The 19,675-nt window shown below is 61.5% G+C and carries 18 protein-coding genes and 1 pseudogene; 13 read left to right on the forward strand and 6 right to left on the reverse strand.

All coding sequences use genetic code 11. From position 1 onward, the window contains the following. The first annotated feature begins 4 nt into the window (after positions 1-4). The 5 genes from MAFF_RS27185 to MAFF_RS27205 all read left to right on the forward strand — a co-directional run bounded on the left by MAFF_RS27185 (position 5) and on the right by MAFF_RS27205 (position 5,986). On the forward strand, positions 5-1,105 hold the full coding sequence (locus MAFF_RS27185) for an ABC transporter ATP-binding protein (RefSeq protein WP_010914217.1): 1,101 nt from the start codon (positions 5-7) through the stop codon (positions 1,103-1,105). A 10-nt stretch (positions 1,106-1,115) separates the two neighbouring features. Continuing rightward, on the forward strand, positions 1,116-2,612 hold the full coding sequence (locus tag MAFF_RS27190; protein ID WP_044551405.1) for a GMC oxidoreductase: 1,497 nt from the start codon (positions 1,116-1,118) through the stop codon (positions 2,610-2,612). Between the two features lie 3 nt (positions 2,613-2,615). Then, complete coding sequence (locus tag MAFF_RS27195) at positions 2,616-4,262, forward strand: GMC family oxidoreductase (RefSeq protein ID WP_010914219.1); 1,647 nt, start codon at positions 2,616-2,618, stop codon at positions 4,260-4,262. Between the two features lie 126 nt (positions 4,263-4,388). Further along, the gene (locus MAFF_RS27200; RefSeq protein WP_010914220.1) at positions 4,389-5,276 is read left to right on the forward strand and encodes an alpha/beta hydrolase; all 888 of its coding nucleotides are present in this window, start codon (positions 4,389-4,391) and stop codon (positions 5,274-5,276) included. A 119-nt stretch (positions 5,277-5,395) separates the two neighbouring features. Further along, positions 5,396-5,986 carry a DUF1349 domain-containing protein gene (locus tag MAFF_RS27205; protein ID WP_244420627.1) on the forward strand — a complete coding sequence of 197 codons (591 nt, stop codon included), beginning with the start codon at positions 5,396-5,398 and terminating at the stop codon, positions 5,984-5,986. Positions 5,987-6,009: 23 nt separating this feature from the next. Here MAFF_RS27205 and MAFF_RS39385 read toward each other — a convergent pair whose 3' ends face one another. Continuing rightward, positions 6,010-6,231 carry a hypothetical protein gene (locus tag MAFF_RS39385; protein WP_010914222.1) on the reverse strand — a complete coding sequence of 74 codons (222 nt, stop codon included), beginning with the start codon at positions 6,229-6,231 and terminating at the stop codon, positions 6,010-6,012. Between the two features lie 375 nt (positions 6,232-6,606). On the opposite strand from MAFF_RS39385, the pseudogene MAFF_RS38360 reads away from it, so the two are divergent. Next, positions 6,607-6,729: pseudogene (locus MAFF_RS38360) on the forward strand (ornithine cyclodeaminase); the annotation flags it as partial. Between the two features lie 149 nt (positions 6,730-6,878). On the opposite strand, the gene MAFF_RS27210 reads toward MAFF_RS38360, so the two are convergent. The 5 genes from MAFF_RS27210 to MAFF_RS27240 form a co-directional block, all read right to left on the reverse strand. Further along, positions 6,879-7,676: a M55 family metallopeptidase gene (locus MAFF_RS27210; protein WP_010914224.1), complete on the reverse strand. Its 798-nt coding sequence runs from the start codon at positions 7,674-7,676 to the stop codon at positions 6,879-6,881. A 93-nt stretch (positions 7,677-7,769) separates the two neighbouring features. Then, positions 7,770-8,594, reverse strand: a complete 825-nt coding sequence (locus tag MAFF_RS38365; RefSeq protein WP_010914225.1) for an aminotransferase class I/II-fold pyridoxal phosphate-dependent enzyme — start codon at positions 8,592-8,594, stop codon at positions 7,770-7,772. 178 nt (positions 8,595-8,772) lie between these two features. Further along, positions 8,773-10,437 (reverse strand): serine hydrolase domain-containing protein, encoded by a 1,665-nt coding sequence (locus tag MAFF_RS27230; RefSeq protein WP_010914226.1) that lies wholly within the window; start codon positions 10,435-10,437, stop codon positions 8,773-8,775. A 52-nt stretch (positions 10,438-10,489) separates the two neighbouring features. Continuing rightward, positions 10,490-11,752 (reverse strand): amino acid deaminase, encoded by a 1,263-nt coding sequence (locus tag MAFF_RS27235; protein WP_010914227.1) that lies wholly within the window; start codon positions 11,750-11,752, stop codon positions 10,490-10,492. A 26-nt stretch (positions 11,753-11,778) separates the two neighbouring features. Further along, on the reverse strand, positions 11,779-12,930 hold the full coding sequence (locus MAFF_RS27240) for an NAD(P)/FAD-dependent oxidoreductase (protein ID WP_010914228.1): 1,152 nt from the start codon (positions 12,928-12,930) through the stop codon (positions 11,779-11,781). A 129-nt stretch (positions 12,931-13,059) separates the two neighbouring features. Here MAFF_RS27240 and MAFF_RS27245 point away from each other — a divergent pair, with 129 nt between their 5' ends. The 7 genes from MAFF_RS27245 to MAFF_RS27275 all read left to right on the forward strand — a co-directional run bounded on the left by MAFF_RS27245 (position 13,060) and on the right by MAFF_RS27275 (position 19,614). Further along, positions 13,060-13,743: a helix-turn-helix domain-containing protein gene (locus MAFF_RS27245; RefSeq protein WP_010914229.1), complete on the forward strand. Its 684-nt coding sequence runs from the start codon at positions 13,060-13,062 to the stop codon at positions 13,741-13,743. Positions 13,744-13,838: 95 nt separating this feature from the next. Then, complete coding sequence (locus MAFF_RS27250; protein WP_010914230.1) at positions 13,839-15,380, forward strand: ABC transporter substrate-binding protein; 1,542 nt, start codon at positions 13,839-13,841, stop codon at positions 15,378-15,380. Next, complete coding sequence (locus tag MAFF_RS27255) at positions 15,377-15,604, forward strand: hypothetical protein (RefSeq protein ID WP_032928856.1); 228 nt, start codon at positions 15,377-15,379, stop codon at positions 15,602-15,604. Before MAFF_RS27250 ends, MAFF_RS27255 begins: the two co-directional genes overlap by 4 nt. 38 nt (positions 15,605-15,642) lie before the next feature. Next, positions 15,643-16,659, forward strand: a complete 1,017-nt coding sequence (locus MAFF_RS27260; RefSeq protein ID WP_010914231.1) for an ABC transporter permease — start codon at positions 15,643-15,645, stop codon at positions 16,657-16,659. Continuing rightward, on the forward strand, positions 16,659-17,552 hold the full coding sequence (gene ddpC, locus MAFF_RS27265) for a D,D-dipeptide ABC transporter permease (protein WP_010914232.1): 894 nt from the start codon (positions 16,659-16,661) through the stop codon (positions 17,550-17,552). The genes MAFF_RS27260 and ddpC overlap by 1 nt, the downstream gene beginning before the upstream one ends. Beyond that, entirely contained in the window at positions 17,549-18,592 is a 1,044-nt protein-coding gene (locus MAFF_RS27270) for an ABC transporter ATP-binding protein (RefSeq protein WP_244420628.1), read from the forward strand. The genes ddpC and MAFF_RS27270 overlap by 4 nt, the downstream gene beginning before the upstream one ends. Continuing rightward, on the forward strand, positions 18,589-19,614 hold the full coding sequence (locus MAFF_RS27275) for an ABC transporter ATP-binding protein (RefSeq protein WP_010914234.1): 1,026 nt from the start codon (positions 18,589-18,591) through the stop codon (positions 19,612-19,614). Before MAFF_RS27270 ends, MAFF_RS27275 begins: the two co-directional genes overlap by 4 nt. Positions 19,615-19,675 lie beyond the last annotated feature (61 nt).

Consider the following 19,675-nt stretch of genomic DNA (forward strand, 5'->3'; position numbering starts at 1 on the left):
CCAAATGGCAACTCTCGAAATCGATCGCGTTCGAAAATCCTATGGCGCAGTTGACGTCCTGAAGGGAGTCAGCATTTCGATCACCGATGGCGACTTTCTTGTTCTGCTTGGCCCATCGGGTTGCGGTAAATCCACCCTGCTCAACATGATCGCCGGGCTTGAAAGCATCACATCGGGCGAAATCCGGATCGCGCACGAAGTCGTCAATGATCTGCCGCCGAAAGATCGCGACATCGCCATGGTGTTCCAGTCCTACGCGCTTTATCCGACCATGACGGTGCGTCAGAATATCGAATTCGGCATGAAAATCCGCGGCGTGCCGCCTACTGAACGCGCGAAGGCAACTCTTGCGGCAGCCGAGATGCTGCAGATGAGCCATTTGCTCGACCGCCGCCCAGGCCAGTTGTCGGGAGGCCAACGCCAGCGTGTGGCGATGGGCCGTGCTGTCGTACGCCAGCCGAAGCTGTTTCTGTTCGACGAGCCGCTGTCCAATCTCGACGCCAAGCTGCGCGTCGACATGCGCACCGAGATCAAGCGGCTGCATGCCCGGCTTGGGACTACGACTGTGTATGTGACGCATGACCAGATCGAGGCGATGACCTTGGCGACCCGCGTCGCTGTCATGAAGGACGGTGTTGTGCAGCAACTGGCCGATCCACAAACGGTCTATGACAGGCCGGCAAATGTCTACGTTGCCAAGTTTGTGGGCTCGCCCGCGATGAGTCTGATACCCGGAAAGCTGGAGATCGACTCGGCGACCGCCGTCGCGGTTCTCGACGTCGTCAACAGCGAGCCAAAGCGTATTTCCGGCATTCCGATCTCGAAGGAAAGCGCTGCAAAGTTCAACGGGCGCAAAGTCCTTGTCGGCATACGGCCTGAGCTGTTCAGTGTCTCTGCCGGCCAGCCGGGCAGGACACTCTTGGTCCATATCGATGTCGTCGAGCCAACCGGCCCAGATACGCTAGCGCTGTTCCAGATTGGCGGGGTGGAAGTCACCGCCCGCGTTCCTCCCAAGACGGTAGAGGCCCGCAAGACAGCCACCTTGTCGGTCGATACGAGCAAGATCGTCTTGTTCGACGCCCAAACCGAAGAGCGTATCGACTGAGGGCCCGATGATGGAGCACACCGCAGACATTGTCATCATCGGCTCCGGCATCGGCGGCAGCTCGCTTGCCTATAGCCTCGCCGACACCGGAAGACGCATCGTGATCCTGGAACGCGGGGAGCACCTCAGGGATACGCCGGAGGCGCGCGACGATATCGCCATCTTCCAGAATGGCTTCTACAGATCGAGCGAGGAATGGCTGGCGACGGACGGCGAGAGCTTCCTGCCGGGCAATTACTACTATGTAGGCGGCAATTCGAAGTTCTTCGGTGCAGTGATGTACCGCTACCGGCAGGAAGATTTCAATCCGCGGGATCACATGGGCGGGCGCTCACCCGGCTGGCCGATCTCATACGCCGAACTCGAGCCATGGTATGAACGCGCGGAGATTTTGTTCGGGGTCCGTGGCGATGCCAGGCAAGACCCGACCGAGCCGCCGCGCAATAGACCATACAGGTATCTTCCCGTTCCCGACGAACCTGCAATCGCGACTGTGCGCCAACGGTTGCTGCAGGCAGGCATTCATCCGGCAAGCCTGCCGCTCGCCATCGATATCGACGCGTGGTTGCGGCGGGCAAAAACAGGCTGGGACGCCTTTCCGAATACCGGCGCAGGGAAGATCGATGCGGAAGTCGGCCCGCTCACCAAGGCGTTGGAGCACCCGAACGCCACCCTGATCACCGGCGCCAATGTTCAGCGCCTGGTAACGGACGCGTCTGGGCGGAGGGTGATGGCTGCGGTTTTCATCAAGGATGGTGTCGAGCTCAGCATAGGCGCCGATGTCTTCGCCGTGGCTGCCGGCGCTGTGCAAAGTGCGGCGCTGCTGCTTCGGTCGTCGACTTCGGTTTATCCGAACGGTCTTGGAAACAGCTCCGATCAGCTCGGCCGCAACTTCATGAACCACAACACGACGGCGATGCTGGCCATCGACCCTTTTCGTCGAAACACCGCCGTCTATCAGAAAACGCTTGGATTCAACGATTTCTACAACAAGGACCCGCTGGGCAGCTTTCCGTTAGGCAACGTACAATTGCTCGGTCACATCACCGGCAATATTCTCAAAGCCAACGCGCCGTTGCTGCCGCGCTGGCTGGCCGGCCTCGTTGCGCGAAACTGCTACGGCTGGTTCCTGACCAGTGAGGATCTGCCCAATCCCGAAAGCCGTGTGACCATCCGCAACGGGCGCATCGTCATGAACTGGGTCCGCAACAATATGGGTGCGCACGAGACATTAATCAGGCGGACGCGCGCAGTGATGCGCGAAGCCGGCTTCCCTGTTGTTCTCACCCGAACGTTCGGCCGCAAGACAACATCGCATCAGTGCGGCACGGCCAGGCTCGGCAGTGACCCGAACACATCTGTCGTGTCGCCTGATTGTCGGTCGCACGACATCGCGAACCTCTATGTCACAGACGCATCTGTGCTGCCGACGTCGGCGGCAGTAAATCCTGCGTTGACCATAGCGGCTCTGGCTCTGAAAGCCGGAGCGGCGATCAGGGCGATGTGAACCATGGCTAATTTTGGATCCGCTCGATGGGGAATTCTGCCGCGATCCGAGACAGTCGCAGGGAAGTGCGACTACATCGTCGTCGGTGGCGGCTCAACCGGTTGTGTCGTTGCTTCCCGACTGTCCGAAAATGCTGATGTCTCGGTCGTCCTGCTCGAAGAGGGGCCGAATGATATCAACCCGTACATACATATACCGGGGGCGTATTACAAAACTGCCCAAGGGCCTTTGCTGAAGCGAATCCCCTGGGAGCCGATGGCCGGGCAATCGCCCGATGCAACGCCTACAATGGTCCAGGCGAGCGTCTTGGGTGGCGGGAGCTCTGTCAATGCCATGATCTATATCCGCGGCGTTCCTTCAGACTATGCGCGTTGGGAAGAACTTGGCGCCAGCGGCTGGAACTATGGCGATGTGCTGCCGTATTTTCTTCGCTCGGAGGACAACAACAGGTTCTGCAACGAAGCGCATGCGGTTGGCGGCCCGCTGGGGGTCTCCGACATTGACAACATTCATCCGCTAACACGCGCTTGGCTCCAGGCATGCCAGCAGGCGGGTCTCCCTTATAACCACGATTTCAATTCTGGCGATCAGGCCGGATCTGGCCTTTACCAGATCACGGCCAGAAACGGTCTGCGCAGCAGTGCCGCTACTGCTTTCCTGAAGCCTGTTCGCCGTCGTCCGAACCTGCAGGTTCGGACACGCGCGCGCGTCAGCCGGATCATCGTCGAACAAGGCAGGGCGACCGGCGTCGAATATTTCGTGAACGGTCGCAGGTGGGTTCTCCACGCAGAGCGCGAGGTCATCTTGTCGGCAGGCGCAATCTCTTCGCCGAAACTGTTGATGTTGTCGGGCATCGGCCCGGCGGACGCACTGCGCAGACATGGGATCCAGGTGGAGATGGATCTACCAGGCGTAGGCCAGAATCTGCAGGACCATATTGAGATGTCGCTGGTCTACCAGCTCAACGGACCGCACAGCTACGACAAATACAAGAAGCTGCATTGGAAGGCCGCGGCAGCACTGAACTACCTTCTGTTTCGTGGCGGGCCGGCTTCATCGAATCTGATAGAAGGCGGCGCCTTCTGGTGGGGAAACAAGAATGAAACCGTGCCCGACGTCCAGTTCTTCATGGTGGTAGGTGCCGGTATCGAGGAAGGCGTCGATACTGTTCCGGGCGGCAATGGCTGCACCGTCAACCTTGGTCAGATAAGACCGCGCTCTCGCGGCGAAGTCACGCTCCAGAGTGCGAACCCTGCCGAAAATCCGCGAGTCGCGCCCCGATATTTCTCCGATCCTTACGATCTTGACGCGGTGACCGAAGGCACCATGGCTGCGCTCGACATCATGGAGAAGCCGGCGATCAGCCGCTATATCGCGGCGCGGCAAACGCCTGCGCCCACTATGAAGACCCGCTCGGACATCAGAAATTTCTGCCTTGAAACGGCCCATGCTGCGCTACACCCAGCCGGCACCTGCCGGATGGGCCAGGACGAAATGGCGGTTGTCGGCCCGGATCTTCGTGTCCGCGGGATTGACGGACTACGCGTGGCGGATGCCTCGGTCATGCCGACGCTAATCTCGGGAAATCCCAACGCCGTCTGCATCATGATAGGCGAGAGAGCGGCATCGTTTCTGTCAGAGGCGGCTTGACTATCCTTGTCATTGCTTGCCGGGAGGCAAAAGGATTGACACTGCGAACTATCCGACATGGCACGGTGCCATTCGATACCGAAGTCGCGACCGCGGAGATTGGAGCAGGAGTAAGGGGACGGGCTGGTGAAGTCGAGGTTCATTAAAGATGAGAGGACAGTCGTCCACGCCAGCAATTACGGCGACGCCGGCGAGAAGGTAGTCAGGATCGACAGTGACGGCCGGGGCCTTGCTGGCATCCTTAACAGGCCTTGCGGCATCCCAGCGCCGGCTGTCGTTCTGATGCTGCACGGATTCACGGGTCAGAAGAATGAATTCCAGCTCGCCAAAACGGGTATTGGACTGTTCGCCTATGCTGCTGCGAAGCTAGCCGAGCAAGGTATTGCAACGCTGCGAATCGACTTCAACGGTTCGGGCGACAGCGCTGGCAATTGGATCGACACGACGTTTTCGGGCCAGATTAACGACGCGATGCTGGCTTACGACTACCTACAGACGCTGCGCGACGTCGACGGTAGCCGTGTCGGCATTCTCGGCTACAGCCAGGGCGGTCTGGTCGCCTCACATGTTGCCGCGCTACGACCGCAGGCATCCGCGCTAGTACTGTGGGCGCCGGTGACGAACCCAATGTCGACTTTTTCAAGCCTCGTTGGCGCCGAGACCGTGGCCAGGGCCATCGCGGGAGAAGCCTCAGAGGAGATCAGAACCAAGCTTTCCTGGGGAGGCGAGACAACCCTGAAGGCGGCGTTTTACAAGGAACTGCCGCTGTTTGCTCCTGCCGTCGCAATCTCGAGATATCACGGTCCACTGCGGGTCGTCGTCGGCAGGCGAGAAATGATTGTGGCGCCGCAGCCAGCGGAGGGACGGTCGCTGCTGACCCATCACGGTGGGGTCAATGATCTCGTCGAGGTGGATTCCGGTCATGACTGGAATGCCGAAACCTCGCCGGACACCGTAGAGAATGTTCTCATTCCGAGCACTGTCGAGTGGTTCGGCAGATTTTTGAACGTCTGACCTGTCTTGGGACCTTTGCGAGCCAGGCCAGCTGAGCCGTCACCCATGCCCCCAGTGAGCGCAGGGGACGATGTTTCTTGCGTCGTCTGGTTCGTACCGGAAAACCATAGGAGATAATCTTGCGCCTTGAAGATATGACGGTAGAGGGAGCGGCGCATGGCAGCGTCGCCGTTAGTGGCGGCACCGCGTCTTTTCGTTCTGACGGGAAGACGGACTGGTTTTTCTCACCCGCAGGCGCGGCACGCATGGCCAATGTGCCGCGGCTGGTGTGGGAAACAGCTGAACCGGTATTTTCCCTGTCGGCCAAGGTGTCGGTTGATTTTGCATCCGCGTATGACGCTGGAGCGCTTTTCATCGAGGCCGATGAGGAAAATTGGGCGAAGGTCGCTTTCGAGTATTCCGCCGATCAACTGCCTACTATCGTCAGCGTCGTCACCCGTTCCACGTCGGACGATTCGGATGGTCCCAAATTTTCCGGAGCTTTCGTCTATCTTCGGATCTACTGCGACGGCAAAACGAGTGCCTTGCATTTCTCCGAAGACGGGAAGTTCTGGAAGTTTCTGCGCTGGTTCACGATCACCGGCCTGGATGAGCGGCCGGTCAAGATCGGACTAGGGGCCCAGTCCCCCACTGGCACGGGCGTAACTGCGACATTCAGCGACGTGGAGCTGAATTTTGACGTCATCGCGGACCTGCGCAACGGGCAGTAATGCGAACCCGCCCAACCTCATGCTCATCGGAAGCGGCAAGGAGCGGTTGACTGGAACCGCTCCTCATGAATGAACCTCAGACCTGCACCGATCGGCCGGTCCTCTGCCGCTTCGCGCGCGGCCAGAGCAAATTTCAGTGATTTCAAACCCTCGCGGCCTGTCACTGCATTGAAGTCACGAACGACCTTGTCGTACGCGTTTACATGGTCGATCTGTTCTTCAGCCTCTTCGCCATTCCTGCGCACGAATATACGTCCACCACCACGCTATCGGGAAGAAAACTCGGCGACGACATAATGAGGAACACAGTGGTGGTTGAGTCGTGGACTGCATAGGCCGAGTTGCGGAACGCAATCCAATCCGGTGCAATCATTGCCGTTGAGATAGGCGAGATTCTGGTCGGGCGTGTTGGTGTGGACGAACGTTGTGAGGAAGGGTGCCTTTAACCCCGACGACTATAAGAGCAAATACCTGAATAACCGGATTGAACAGAACCATCGGCGAGATACGCCTTCAATCCGAATCCGACCCTAGCAGAGCAGTTCGAAATTCTTGCCGCACAATTGGCCTCGGACTGGGCCTCTCTGCGATTCCATTCAGTCGTTGCAACAAAACCGGCGGTGACGCTGTTCGATTCCATCGGCTTCGCCACCGAGGATTTCTCTGCTCTCCGCTAGGTGCGCGACCAACTCGCCGATACCGGCCTTTACGAAGAACTGGATCTCCTTGCGGATCCTGATTAGCCGCATGACCTCTTTGGAATGCTCGTGCGTGCCGCAAAGCAGGGCTGAAACTGCTCTGCAGGCTGTCCGACCGGCGACTTCAACGCGCATCGAAATGTATCAGCGTTGCAGCGCGTGACGGCTGGTGCGCAAGGTGTCTTTCCCTATCCCTAGACGATAAAACGCACCGCGCGCTGAATATCGAAGAAATCCGCAGCCTTGAAGCGCAGCGTGCGCGCCGCAACGTGCTCGACACCCGGATACCAGCTGGCACCATAGGCTTCGACCGGAGTGGTGTATTCGACGACCAGTTCGAAACTGTCGGCGAGCCGGGGCAGGCAAACTGACAGGTCGCGTGACAATGCCGCTTCAACGCCGTCGCGGATCGCCTTGACGGCGGCTCCGGGCGTCAGTGACGAGGTCGCAGGGCCAAATCCTTCGCTTGTCGCTACCGTACCGATGGCCGGCACCAGAACCTTGGCATCCGCGCACATGCCGGCGTCGCCGCTGAGGAATGCCGAGGGCACGCGATAGCGTGCCGCGCAGAGCGCGTTCAGCGTATATTCCGAGGCGACCTCGCCATTGATCAGCAACCGCGATACCGTGCCGGTCAAGGTATGCGCCAACGGGTTGGTGTCGGTTCCCGCCTTGTTGTGGTAGCCGGTGTAAAGCGCTGCGGCGAAGCTGATATCGATGCCGAACATCATCATGTCAGGGTGGCCGCTCCAGCCGCGCACGATGCGGACATAGTCTGGCAGTTTCGACAGAATGAGGTTGCGCGCCGTGGAGTGCGCGTCCTTCACCACCACTTCGGTGGCGCCCGCCGCCCTGGCGCCCTCGCAGGCCGCGACCAATTCGTCGGTCATGTACTCGCGGAACTCGGCGTAGTCGGGATTTCCCTTCTTGGCTTCGTCCCAGTTGGTGATGCCGGCGGTGCCTTCGATGTCGGCGCTGATGAATACCTTCATGATCTGTCTTCCTGTTTCAAAGTAGCTCGGCCATCGACGACAGCAGCCGGTTGATCTGCTCGGGAGAATGCTCGGAAAACATCGCCAGCCGCATCATCGGCACGTCGGGGGCGTCGGAATATCCCGCGCGTCACCTTGACGACGATGTCGCGTTCGTCGAGCCGGGCTTGCAGCGCGTCGAAGTCGATGTCGCCCCTGATGGAAACGATAGGGATCGGCGTGTCGTCGACATCGAAGCCCAGCTCTCGCAAACCGCTTCTCATGCGGCGCACATTGCGGACGAGGTCGCAACGCATTCGCGGCGTCGTCTGCAGGATGCGCAGCCGCTGCCGCCGCGCTCGGCGGCGGCAGCGACGCGCCGCGCATGATCATGGCGTTGCGGCCTACCTTCTCGGCAAGTGCCGCGTCGCCCGGAATGACGCCGCCGAGCGCGCCGAAAGCCTTGCTCAGCGTGCCCGCAAAATAGTTTCCTTCAGTCTCGAGGCAGGCATGTTCAAGCGACCCGCGCCCACTCTCGCCGATCGCGCCGGCGCCGTGGGAATCGTCGATGCATAAAAGCGCGCCGTTATACGGCGCCATCGCTTTGGGGCAATCCGCGAGCGGCGCCAATGCGCCTGTCGAGGGAAAGACGCCGTCAACCACCACAACGGGACGCTGCCCCGTTCCGACATCACGCGACAACGCTTCAGCCAGGCTGCCGGCATCGAGATGGCCGAAGCTGTGGGCTGGCTTGCCGAGCGTGGGGATGGCGTCGCGGGCGCTGTAGTGCGTGGCGGCATCGACGAACACCACATCGAAATCGTCGCGCAGCCCCTGCAGCAGCGTCATCGGGCCAGTGTAGCCCGATATCATGGAAACGACGTGCTCGACGCCGAACCACGTGCAAAGCCGCTCGCCCAGGTCGGTATAGGCCTGCATCCGGGACCCATGCCGAACTGCCGCGTGGCGGTGCAGGCGGCCTCGATGACCTCGGGGTGGCCATGCAAACAGAAGTAGCTGGTGCTGCAGAAATGATCGACCTCACGGCCGTTGATGCGCATGCGGGCAGCCAGCGGCGATTCCATCATAATCGGCATTGCCATTGGCGTTCTTCCGTTCAGGCGGCCGGCGCGTGCCGGCGCTCGAGGAACATCGGGCCGACCCGGATGCCGCGCCGGCCGTGATCGTCGATGGCGTCGATTTCGAGGATCTCCTCCTCGTAGAGGAGGCCGCGCATGCGAAAGCGCCCGGCCTCCACTGGCTCGCAGCCGTGCGTGCAGAAATACTCGATCAGGCATTTCAGCTCGCCATGGCTGTAGCTCAGATAGGTGATGTTGAAGTCCGGGCCGTATTCGCCGAGGTGCGGCGCGATTTCGGCCGGCACCGCCTCAGCGGGCAGCGCGTCGATGCGCGACCAGTTCACCCCTTTCCACACCAGTGCGCCGGGAGCGGGAAACGACAGGTTCATGTGCGGATATTCAGCGCCGTGTCCATAGATACGCCCGTCAATGGTGAAATCCGAACCGGCGACAGGGCGGATCTGCAACGGCACGCCTTCGCCCATCAGAAAGAGCTTGCCGGCCTTGGCCTTGACCTCGACGACTTCGCCGGAGGTGTCGTGCCGGTAGTGGCCAGGCAGCGCCACAAGCTGGTCGGCGGCGACGGGCGGCAGGCCCTGCGGCCGCACCGGCAGTGTTCCCATACGGCGCTCGGCCAGCGCGATGCGCAGGCCCTCGACGCCGAGCCGTGCGCCTATCTGATTAGAGAAATCCAGCGTCGAGAAAATCAGCACGCCGACGCCGGCAGCGGGCAGCAGGATCATCTGGGACGAATAACCGTAGACGGCGCCGCCATGGCCGACCGACGTCCAGCCGTCGACGTCGCCGACGCCGAAGCACAGGCCATAGGTGTTCGCCACCCTTTCGCCTGAGGCGCGCTTGCCGATCGGCACCCACATCTCGCGTAGCGATCCGGGCGAGACGATTTGCCAGCCATCCGGCGCGAACCCGCCGCGCAGCAGGCACTGGACATAGCGCGCCATGTCACTGGTGGTCGAATAGATGTTGCCGGCCGGTGGGCCGCCAAGGTCGAACACAGGCGCCGGGCTGTCGCCTTCCAGCGTCCACATGTCGGCAGGCGCGAGCCGCTCGGCAATGCCGGGCGCCAGGCCCGACGAGGTCTGGTCCATGCCAAGCGGCTTCAGGATGTTCTCACTGACGTATTCGGCATAGCTCTTGCGCGTCAGCGTCTCGATGACCCTCCCGGCCACGGCGATGCCGGCGTTGGAATAATGCATCTGGCCAAGGCTCGGATCCTGCTTCAGTGTCGAGGTGGCGAGTTCGGCAACGGTGTCGGCCAGCGGCGGCCGCGCCGCGTCGAGATAGTGGCCGCTCTTGGGCTCGCGCACCAGGCCGGCGGTGTGGCTCATCAGTTTGCGCAGGCTGATCTGCGCGCCGTGCGGCCCGCCTTCGCGCCCGGCAAATGGGTTCTGTGGCTTGAAGCCAGGCAGATATTCGGAGACATCGACATCGAGGTCGACCAGCCCCTTTTCGGCCAGCTGCATGACGGCGACGGCGGTGAAGGTCTTGGTGATCGAGCCGATGCGGAAACAGGTGTCGTCGCCCATGACGAAGCCGCGGTCATGGCGCTGGATATGGCCTGCCCCCATTAGCCCGTCGCGGTCGACAAGGCCATAGGAGATGGAGGGGATCGCCTTGTCCTCGACCTGCTGCCGGATCAGGTCCTCGAACAGCTCGATGGCAGCGGCGGAAAGTCTGCTCATTGTGGTCTCCTCGGAAATCAAGCGGAAGCAGTCAGGGTCTTTCGCCGAATGCTCAGAAGAAGGTCTTCATCGCTTCGATCACCCTGTAGTCGCTGTCGACAAGGTAGATGATCTGCCACTTGTCGAATGTCGTGCATGGATGGGAAATGCCGAGCCCGACACGGTCGCCGACGGCAAGCGGTAGATCGGGCGGGAAGCGCATGTAAGCGTGCTGATCGTTGAGGTTGATCACTTCGCACCCTGGCGGCAAGTCCCGTGGATAGGCGCCCGCGCTCGACAGGAGCAGCGGCACGGGAAATCCCGAATCCGTGCCGCAGTCGCGCCGGCCGGCAGTCAGCAGGGCAAGCCCCGGCTCTGGAATCGACTGCACATAGGTCCAGATCTCAAGCGCCCGGCGCAGGCCGTCCTGCTCTCCGATCTTGGCTTGCAAGCGCTGATGGGCGATCCGATAGAGCCCTGAATCGTGCGTGACGTAGCAGCCACTTCTTGTCACCACGCGGGCGGTGCAGTGCGCCAGCCTGTCGATGACGATATCGTAATGCGAGGAGCCGCCGGCGGTGACCAGCGGCGCATCGCTCTCGAACAAACCATCATCCGCGCAAAGGCCAAAGAGCGCGGCGATTTCATCCATGAAAAGCCCGACCGCCTGCTCGGGCGACCCGTTTTCGGTCTGTATCAGACCTTCGAACGCCTCGATCCCGACAAGGCGAAGCTCCGGGGTGGCGCGTATCTGCCTGGCAAGGGCAAGGGCGATGTCATTGGTCCGGCAGCCGGTGCGGCCGCCAGGGTAGCCGCGTTCGAGAAGCAGTTGCAGCGGGCGGTCGAGGCGGTTGCGGCGCACTGCTTCGGCCGCCGCTTCGATGCCGACGGCGCTGTCGACGATCATCATGAAATCGAGGTCCGGCTCCTTGACCATCGCGGTGATCGCGTCGAGCTCCGATCGTCCGACCGCCTGATTGGCGAGGATGATCCGGTCCGCACCGAAATTGCGGCAGACGCGCATCTGCTGGACTGTCGCGACGGTTACGCCCCAAGCGCCATCGGCGATCTGGCGGGCAATGATCTGCGGGCACATCGTCGTCTTGACATGCGGTGCAATCAGCGCGCCGCGCTCGGATACGAAACGCTGCATCCAGCGCGAATTGTGGGCGAGCGCATCGGCACGGATAATTGCCGCGGGCAGTGGCAAGTCGCCGGCCAGGACATTCCAGCCCTGATTGGCGATATCGGCGATTCCGAGCCTTGCGCCGAACGGAATGCCTTTGATGCTGTCGTCCACAACAACCGACGCCAGCGCGTCAAGATTGAAGGCCATTGGCCGATCTCCCCCCAAAACCAGAGCTACGCAACGGAGACATGTGAGGCGCTGCCAAGGCCGGCGCGAGCCGGTGACACCGCATCGGGATCGAAGCCGGTTTCGAGAATTTCGTCGGCGACTGTCCTGCGGCGTGCCAGCGCCGCGGCCACCTTGGCCAGCGCCGGGGCGGTCTGGATGCCATAGCCGCCCTGACCTGCCAGCCAGAAGAAGTCCTCGCAACGCGGGTCGAAGCCAACCACCGGGCTACGATCGGCGGCGAAAGTGCGCAGGCCCGCCCAGCGGCGTGAAATCGAACGGACGGGCAGATCGGCCGCTTGCTGGATGCGGTCTATGGCGACGGCGACGTCAAACTCGTCGGCCTGTGCATCACAAGGTGCGCTTGGCGTTTCATCCGCCGGCGAAGCGAGAAGCCGCCCGGCGTCCGGTTTGAAATAGAACTCCTCGTCGACGTCAATCACAAGCGGCCAGGATGAACCGTCCACGCCATCAGGCAGGTCCAGCATCATGGCCGTGCGCCGCAGCGGTGTTAGTCCGGCTGTTGCAACACCGGCCATGGCTGCAATGGCGTCGGCCCATGCGCCAGCGGCATTGACGATCGTCCTTGCCTCGAATTGCCCGTTGTTCGTCGAGACCCGCCAGCCGTAGGGACCCCGATCTACATCCACGACTTCGGCGGAGACCGCGATGCGGGCACCCCGGCTGCGCGCCCCGCGCAGATAGCCTTGATGCAAGCCGTGAACGTCGATGTCCATCGACGTTTCATCGAGGAGGGCCTGTGCCACATAGTCGGCTCGCATGATCGGCACGCGCCTGCACACGGCGTCTGTATCGAGAGCCAGCGACGGCTTTTCGCCAGTCTGGGCGAATATCTCGACCATCCTGAACATGCTCTCTTCCTGATCGGCGCGTGCGATGAAAAGCACATTGCGCGGCGTCAGCAGGGGATGTTCGGCAAAGCCGGCCGGTGGCGTTTCATACAGACCGCGACTGGCTCGCGTCAGCGACCGGATGGTGGCGTTGCCATAGGTTTCCGAAAAGAGGGCGGCCGAGCGGCCAGTCGTGTGGTAGCCGCAATGGCCCTCGCGCTCGAGAAGCAGAACGCTCGCTCCGTCGGCCAACTCATAGGCCGCAGAGGCGCCCGCCATGCCGCCGCCTACAACAACAAAATCGAACATCGTTCACTCCAAGCCGATTGATCTCATCAGAAACTTATTTTTCCGATTGATCAAGAAGTTTTCCGTATCGCGCAAAAAAATAGAATGTACTATCTTTGAGGCCTGAAATGCGGGAATACGGCAACGGAAATGATGGATCAGAAAGCCAGCCTGGGTGATTTCGTGCGGGAAATCCGCACCCGCAACCATTGGACGCTGTCGCAAGTCAGCGCGATGACCGGGCTCGCCATATCGACATTGTCCAAGGTTGAAAACAACCAGATGTCGTTGACCTACGACCGCATTGTCCAGTTGGCCGATGGGCTGAAGGTCGACATTGTCGAACTGTTCGGGACCCGAGCCACGGAAGCCACCCCGAGCCCACTGGGCCGCCGCACGATCAGCAGGGCAGGCGAGGGCAGGTCCATCAAGACCAAGAACTACGACTATCTCTATTTGTGCACCGACATCTCGAAAAAGTCGATCGTCCCGATGTTTGGCGTGGCGCACGCCCGCACGATGGAAGAGTTCGGCGCCTTCATCCGCCACGTCGGTGAGGAATATACCTATGTGGTCGAAGGCGAGCTCGAGCTCCACACCGAACACTATGAGCCAGTGACCTTGAAGGTCGGCGACTCCGTCTATTTCGACGCAACGATGGGCCATGCATACGTGACGGTCAGCGAGAAGCCGGCGCGCTTTGTCTGCGTTTGCTCCACGTCCGAGAAAGAACTGATCGACGCGATCGGCTCGTCCTCGATCGCTGAAAGTGCCATTTCGAAACTGGCGCCACGCGCCAATACCGATCAACTGGCGCGTACGATAAGAAAATAAGTTGCGCTTAGGAAAATCGCTGCCTAATCTGATCCTGCGGACAAATTGCCGGAACAGGCGTCGTTCGAGTCCGCCGAACCTCAGAGGGTAGATAGATGGTTTTCGCGCACTGGAAGAAGCTGGGCCTAGCCCTTTTAGTTACATCATCGCTTACGCAAACAGCATGGGCCGCTTCGGACGTGCTGGTTCTCAGCCGGGCGGAGGACGCGCCGACCGCGGACCCTGGCGTCGAGATCAGCAACAGCGGCTATACCTTCATCTATGCCGCCTATGAGCATCTGGTTGCCTACAAGGGCGCGACCACCGAGGTCGTTCCGGAGCTCGCGGAAAGCTGGTCCGTCGACGACACCAACACGGTCTGGACTTTCAAGCTGGCCCAGGGCCACAAATTCGATGACGGCACACCTGTCGACGCGGCAGCGGTCAAGTTCAGCTTCGACCGCGCAATGAAGCTCAAGGCCGGCCCTTCCGATGCTTTTCCCGTGCTGAAGGAAGTTCAGGTCGTCGATCCGGGCACCGTCAAGTTCATCCTGTCGTCGCAGTTCGCACCGTTCCTCTCGACTATGGCCGTCTCCGGCGCGGCCATCATCAATCCGAAAGTGATGGAGCATGAAAAAGATGGCGACATGGCCAAGGCATGGCTGGCGGAGCACACGGCCGGCAGTGGCGCCTACAAGATCACCAGCTGGGAACGCAACCAGAGCGTCGTCCTCGATCGCAATGAGCATTACGCCGGGTCAACTCCGGCCTTGAAGCAGATCGTGGTGCGCACCGTCGGTGAAATCTCGGCGCGCCGCCTGCAGCTCGTCAACGGCGATGCCGACATCATCGAACAGGTCCCGGTCGACCAGGCGGCCGCGCTCAAAGGCGATCCCAACATCGTTGTCGAGAGCAATCCAAGCCTCTACGTCAACTACGTCTATATGAACAACAAACGCCCACCGCTCGACGATGCGCGCGTGCGCCAGGCGATCTCCTATGCCGTGGACTACAAGGGCATCGTCGACGGCATCATGCAGGGCCAGGCCGAGCAGATGCGCGGCGCTGTTCCGGACGGCATGTGGGCGCACGACCCCAACGGTTTCCAGTACAGCTACGACGTCGAGAAAGCCAAGGCACTGTTGAAGGAAGCCGGCAAATCCGACATCCATCTGACCTACACATTCTCGCAGGCAGACACGGCCTGGGAACCGGTCGGCCTCGCCTTGCAGGCAAATCTCGCCGACATTGGCATCAAGCTCGATCTGCAGGCTGTTGCCGACACCACAAAACGCGAAATGGCGGCAAGCGGCAATTACGACCTGGCGCCTGGCGCATGGACGCCCGATTTCGCCGACCCTTACATGTTCATGAACTACTGGTTCGATCCGGACCGGATGGGCGGCCCGGGTAACCGCGCCTTCTACAACAATCCCAAGGTTGCCGGCCTTGTTCGCGAGGCCGCTAGCATCATCGACCAGCCGAAGCGCGAGCAGCTCTACCTCGAGGCACAGAAGCTGTCGACGCAAGACGCACCCTATCTCTACCTGATGCAGAAGAACGACATCTTCGCGCGGCGGGCCGTGGTCAAGGGCTACGTCTACAACCCGATGCTCATCCAGGTCTACAACTTCGCCACCATGTCGAAGTCGGAATGAGCGCGCGCGACGGAGCGCCGATGGCGCTCCCGTTCGTCGCCCATATGGACCCTGACCTTTTCGGCATCCCCGCCTTGCAGAGTGCTGCCACACCAGATGCCTTCCGGACTATCCCCGGAAGCGTCGTGCTGTGCAATCTCGATGATGGCTTGAACACGGGAAGCGCCGAACAATGTCTGACGGTCGGGGAGGCGGGACGCCTTTCCGGCCGCCCTGTTCCGTAGGCAAAAGAAGCCCGCAGCGCCGCGAGGACCGACCTCAGATGACGATCATGCGCATTATCATTCCCCGCTTCGTGATGCTGTTCTTCGTCGTCTTCGGCGTCGCGGTCATCACCTTCATCATTTCCCATCTGATCCCCGGCGATCCCGCCCGGATGATCGCCGGTGACAGGGCAAGCGTCGAAACGCTGATGAGTGTGCGGCGCGATCTCGGGCTCGATCGGCCAGTGTGGGATCAATTCGCTATCTACGTCAGCAACCTGCTGCATGGCGACCTCGGTACCTCGCTGCGGACGCGCCGCTCGGTTGCCGGCGACATTGCCACCTTCCTGCCGGCAACGATGGAGCTCGGCGCCATCTCGCTGATCCTGTCGATCGTGATCGGCATTCCACTCGGCGTAGCGTCCGCCATCTACAAGGACGGACCAATCGATCAGGTGGCTCGCACCATCTCGGTCTGCGGTATCTCGATGCCGGTGTTCTGGTTCGCACTGGTGCTGGTGCTGCTGTTCTACGCCAAGCTGCACATTCTGCCCGGGAGCGGTCGCATCGACATGGGCATTGCGTTGCCAACGCGCATCACCGGCTTCTTCCTGATCGATTCCCTGCTCGAAGGCCGCATGGACGCTTTCTGGAGCAGCGTGCGGCATCTCATCTTGCCTTCCGCCGTGCTCGCCTTTGCCAATCTCGGCGTCATCACGCGCCAGATCCGGGCTTCGATGCTGGACGTCCTTCAGGAGGACTACATCCGAACGGCTCGCGCCAGTGGCCTGCGACGCCGGGTCATCATCTTCAACCATGCCTTGCGCAACGCATTGATCCCGTCGATCACGCTGCTTGGCCTGGCGCTCGGCGACCTTCTCTACGGCGCGGTGCTGACCGAGACCGTGTTCGCATGGCCGGGCATGGGCACCTATGTCGTGACCTCGATCCAGACTCTCGATTTCCCGGCGATCATGGGGTTCACCGTGGTTGCATCGATCGGCTACGTCCTCATCAACCTGATCGTCGACATCGCCTACATGTTCGCCGATCCGCAGATCAGGGAGATCGGGTGATGAGCGTCGCATCTTCGACAACACAAAGTGTCGCCGCCGCCGCTGGCTGGAAGTCGCGATTACATTTTTTCTGGTATCTGACCCGCCGCAGCCCACTGACGCTGGTTGGGGCGGTGATCATCTTGATGGTCATCGTGATGATCGTCGCCGCGCCGCTGATTGCACCCTACAATCCCGACAAGCTGATGCTGTCCGCGCGTCTGCAGCCACCGAGCGCGCTTCACTGGTTCGGTACCGACGAAGTCGGTCGCGACCTGTTTTCACGCATCATCTACGGGTCGCGTGCCTCATGCGTCGCGGCGTTCATGATCGTCCTGATATCGGTGAGCATCGGCGTGATCATTGGCTGCATGTCTGCCATACTGGGTGGTCGCATCGATACGGCGATCATGCGACTGATGGATGTCATCATGGCGCTGCCGGCGCTGGTTCTGGCGATGGCGCTCGCGGCGGCACTCGGCCCGAGCCTGGTCAACTCGATGCTGGCCGTGGCGATGGTGCGCATACCGGCCTATGTGCGGCTGGCTCGCGGGCAGACGCTGTCCTTGAGGGAACGGGTCTTCGTCAAGGCGGCGCGCACCTTCGGCGCCTCGCCACTCTACATCCTGCGCTGGCATGTCCTGCCCAATGCGATGTCGCCGATCATCGTGCAGGCAACGCTTGACCTTGGCGGCATTGTGCTTATTGCCGCGGCGTTGAGCTTCATCGGACTTGGCGCACAGCCGCCGACGTCTGAATGGGGGGCGCTGGTCAGCACGGGGCGCAACTATATCCTCGACCAATGGTGGTACTGCACCTTCCCCGGCCTTGCCATCCTGATCACCGCGATGGGCTGCAACCTGCTTGGCGACGGCATTCGCGACATGCTCGATCCACGGTTGGGGGGACGATGATGGTGGCGGCATCCGAAATCCTGAAGCCTACCGGGCAAAAACCCGTGGCCCTGACTATCGACGGCCTGTCGCTGGAATTTCCCACCTACGCCGGAGCGATCAAGGCGCTCGACGACGTGACGATCGAAATCGGCGCGTCCGAGATCGTTGGCCTGGTCGGCGAGTCGGGATGCGGCAAGTCGGTGACCACGATGGCGGCGACAAGGCTCCTGCCGGAGGGCCGCTACCGCGTCACCGCGGGCAGTATCCGCCTGTTTGGCCGCGATCCGTTCGCGATGGATGAAACCGAACTCCAGGACGTTCGCGGCAAGCTCGTCTCGACCATCTTCCAGGAGCCGATGAACGCGCTCAATCCGACCATCCGGATTGGCCGTCAACTTGTCGGCGTCATCCAGCGCCACGAAGCGGTCAGTGAGGCCGAAGCCGAGCGCACGGCGCGCGGCATTCTCAAGGACATGCTGATCGCGGAACCCGAGCGGATCATGCGGGCCTATCCGTTCGAACTGTCGGGCGGCATGCGCCAACGCGTGCTCATCGCCATGGCCTTCTCGTGCAACCCCGGCTTGATCATCGCCGACGAGCCGACCACGGCTCTGGATGTGACGGTGCAGGCCGTCATCCTTCGCCTGATCCTCGATCGCGCCAAGCGAACCGGCACCTCGGTTGTCTTCATTTCGCACAACATTGCTGTTGTCTCACAGCTCTGCGACCGGCTGTACGTCATGTATGCGGGCCGCATCGTCGAGTCCGGCCCGACGCGGGCCGTTCTGGAAGCGCCACAGCACCCCTACACTCAAGCGCTGCTGCGCTGTCTGCCGGAGCGGGTGGAGCCGAAAGCGGAACTGGAGGCCATCCCCGGAACCGTGCCCAATCTGCTTGATCCCCCGCCGGGCTGTTTCTACCGGCCACGCTGTCCGGAAGCCAACGATCGATGTTTCGCAAAGCCTCCTTCGATGGCGCCTGCTCCCGATCATATCGTCGCCTGCTGGCGGCGCGAGACAATCCAACCATCGATCAAGGCGCGCGAGGCCACGCAATGACGGCCGCGCCTCTTCTCAGCGTCGAAGACCTTACCGTCAATTTTCCGATTCCCGGGGGCTGGTTCGGCCGGGCCACCTCCCATGTCCATGCCGTCAACAAGGTGGACCTGACGATCCGCCCGGGGGAAAGCCTAGGCATCGTCGGCGAGTCCGGGTGTGGTAAAAGCACGCTCGTCCAAGCGATTATCGGCCTTGTCGAGCGCAGCTCGGGCAAGGTGGTGATCGACGGCCAGGATTTTCACGAAGCGCGTGGCAGGCGCAAACGTGAAATCCGCCAGCAGATGCAGATCGTGTTCCAGGATCCACAATCCTCGCTCAATCCACGCCTGCCGGTCTGGCGCCTGATCACCGAGCCGCTGCATGTGCGCGGGGGAATGTCGAAAGCCGCGCTGCGGGCGCGTGCCGCCGAACTCGCTGCTTCCGTCGGCCTGCGGCCGGAGCACCTGGATCGACGGCCGCATGAATTCTCCGGCGGCCAGCGGCAGCGCATCGCGGTTGCGCGGGCGATCAGCACCGATCCGGACCTGTTGATCCTCGATGAGCCGACGTCCGCGCTCGACGTGTCCGTGCAGGCGCAGATCATCAACCTGTTGCTGAAACTTCAGCGTGAGCTCGGCCTTGCCTATCTGATGATCTCGCACGACGTTTCGCTGGTGCGCCACTTCTGCGATCGCGTGGCGGTGATGTATCTTGGCCAGATTGTCGAGGCCGGACCAGCGGTGCAGGTGCTCGATTCTCCGGCGCATCCCTATACCAGAACCTTGCTGGCCACGGTTCCGAGCCTCAAGCACCCGCTGCCCGAGCTTGCTGCGACCCGTGTCGGCGAGCTTCCCAACAACCGGATTTTGCCAACCGGCTGCTATTATCGCGACCGCTGCTCGTTCGCCGCCGCAGGCTGCGACAGCCTGCAGCCTCTCGCCGAATTCGGCGATCGTGCCGGAACCGTCAGCATGTCACCGCCGGACAAGGCGGCATGGCCGCGCTCGGTACGATGTCACCGCGCGCAGGCGGGTGATATCTGAAAGCCGATGGTGGGCGGGCGCGGAGGGCGGTCGACCTACCCTGTTCGCGCGCCGCGAAACG

The organism is Mesorhizobium japonicum MAFF 303099 (assembly GCF_000009625.1).
In the GTDB taxonomy this organism is placed as follows: Bacteria; Pseudomonadota; Alphaproteobacteria; order Rhizobiales; family Rhizobiaceae; genus Mesorhizobium; species Mesorhizobium japonicum.

What these genes read in the sequence shown, in the direction of transcription:
- MAFF_RS27190 (WP_044551405.1), top strand. Translation starts at nt 1,116, where the DNA reads ATGGAGCACACCGCAGACATTGTCATCATCGGCTCCGGCATCGGCGGC.
- MAFF_RS27195 (WP_010914219.1), top strand. Translation starts at nt 2,616, where the DNA reads ATGGCTAATTTTGGATCCGCTCGATGGGGAATTCTGCCGCGATCCGAG.
- MAFF_RS27185 (WP_010914217.1), top strand. Translation starts at nt 5, where the DNA reads ATGGCAACTCTCGAAATCGATCGCGTTCGAAAATCCTATGGCGCAGTT.
- MAFF_RS27250 (WP_010914230.1), top strand. Translation starts at nt 13,839, where the DNA reads ATGGTTTTCGCGCACTGGAAGAAGCTGGGCCTAGCCCTTTTAGTTACA.
- MAFF_RS27275 (WP_010914234.1), top strand. Translation starts at nt 18,589, where the DNA reads ATGACGGCCGCGCCTCTTCTCAGCGTCGAAGACCTTACCGTCAATTTT.
- MAFF_RS27270 (WP_244420628.1), top strand. Translation starts at nt 17,549, where the DNA reads ATGATGGTGGCGGCATCCGAAATCCTGAAGCCTACCGGGCAAAAACCC.
- MAFF_RS27210 (WP_010914224.1), bottom strand. Translation starts at nt 7,676, where the DNA reads ATGAAGGTATTCATCAGCGCCGACATCGAAGGCACCGCCGGCATCACC.
- ddpC (WP_010914232.1), top strand. Translation starts at nt 16,659, where the DNA reads ATGAGCGTCGCATCTTCGACAACACAAAGTGTCGCCGCCGCCGCTGGC.
- MAFF_RS27240 (WP_010914228.1), bottom strand. Translation starts at nt 12,930, where the DNA reads ATGTTCGATTTTGTTGTTGTAGGCGGCGGCATGGCGGGCGCCTCTGCG.
- MAFF_RS27245 (WP_010914229.1), top strand. Translation starts at nt 13,060, where the DNA reads ATGATGGATCAGAAAGCCAGCCTGGGTGATTTCGTGCGGGAAATCCGC.
- MAFF_RS38365 (WP_010914225.1), bottom strand. Translation starts at nt 8,594, where the DNA reads ATGCAGGCCTATACCGACCTGGGCGAGCGGCTTTGCACGTGGTTCGGC.
- MAFF_RS27235 (WP_010914227.1), bottom strand. Translation starts at nt 11,752, where the DNA reads ATGGCCTTCAATCTTGACGCGCTGGCGTCGGTTGTTGTGGACGACAGC.
- MAFF_RS27255 (WP_032928856.1), top strand. Translation starts at nt 15,377, where the DNA reads ATGAGCGCGCGCGACGGAGCGCCGATGGCGCTCCCGTTCGTCGCCCAT.
- MAFF_RS27230 (WP_010914226.1), bottom strand. Translation starts at nt 10,437, where the DNA reads ATGAGCAGACTTTCCGCCGCTGCCATCGAGCTGTTCGAGGACCTGATC.
- MAFF_RS27260 (WP_010914231.1), top strand. Translation starts at nt 15,643, where the DNA reads ATGACGATCATGCGCATTATCATTCCCCGCTTCGTGATGCTGTTCTTC.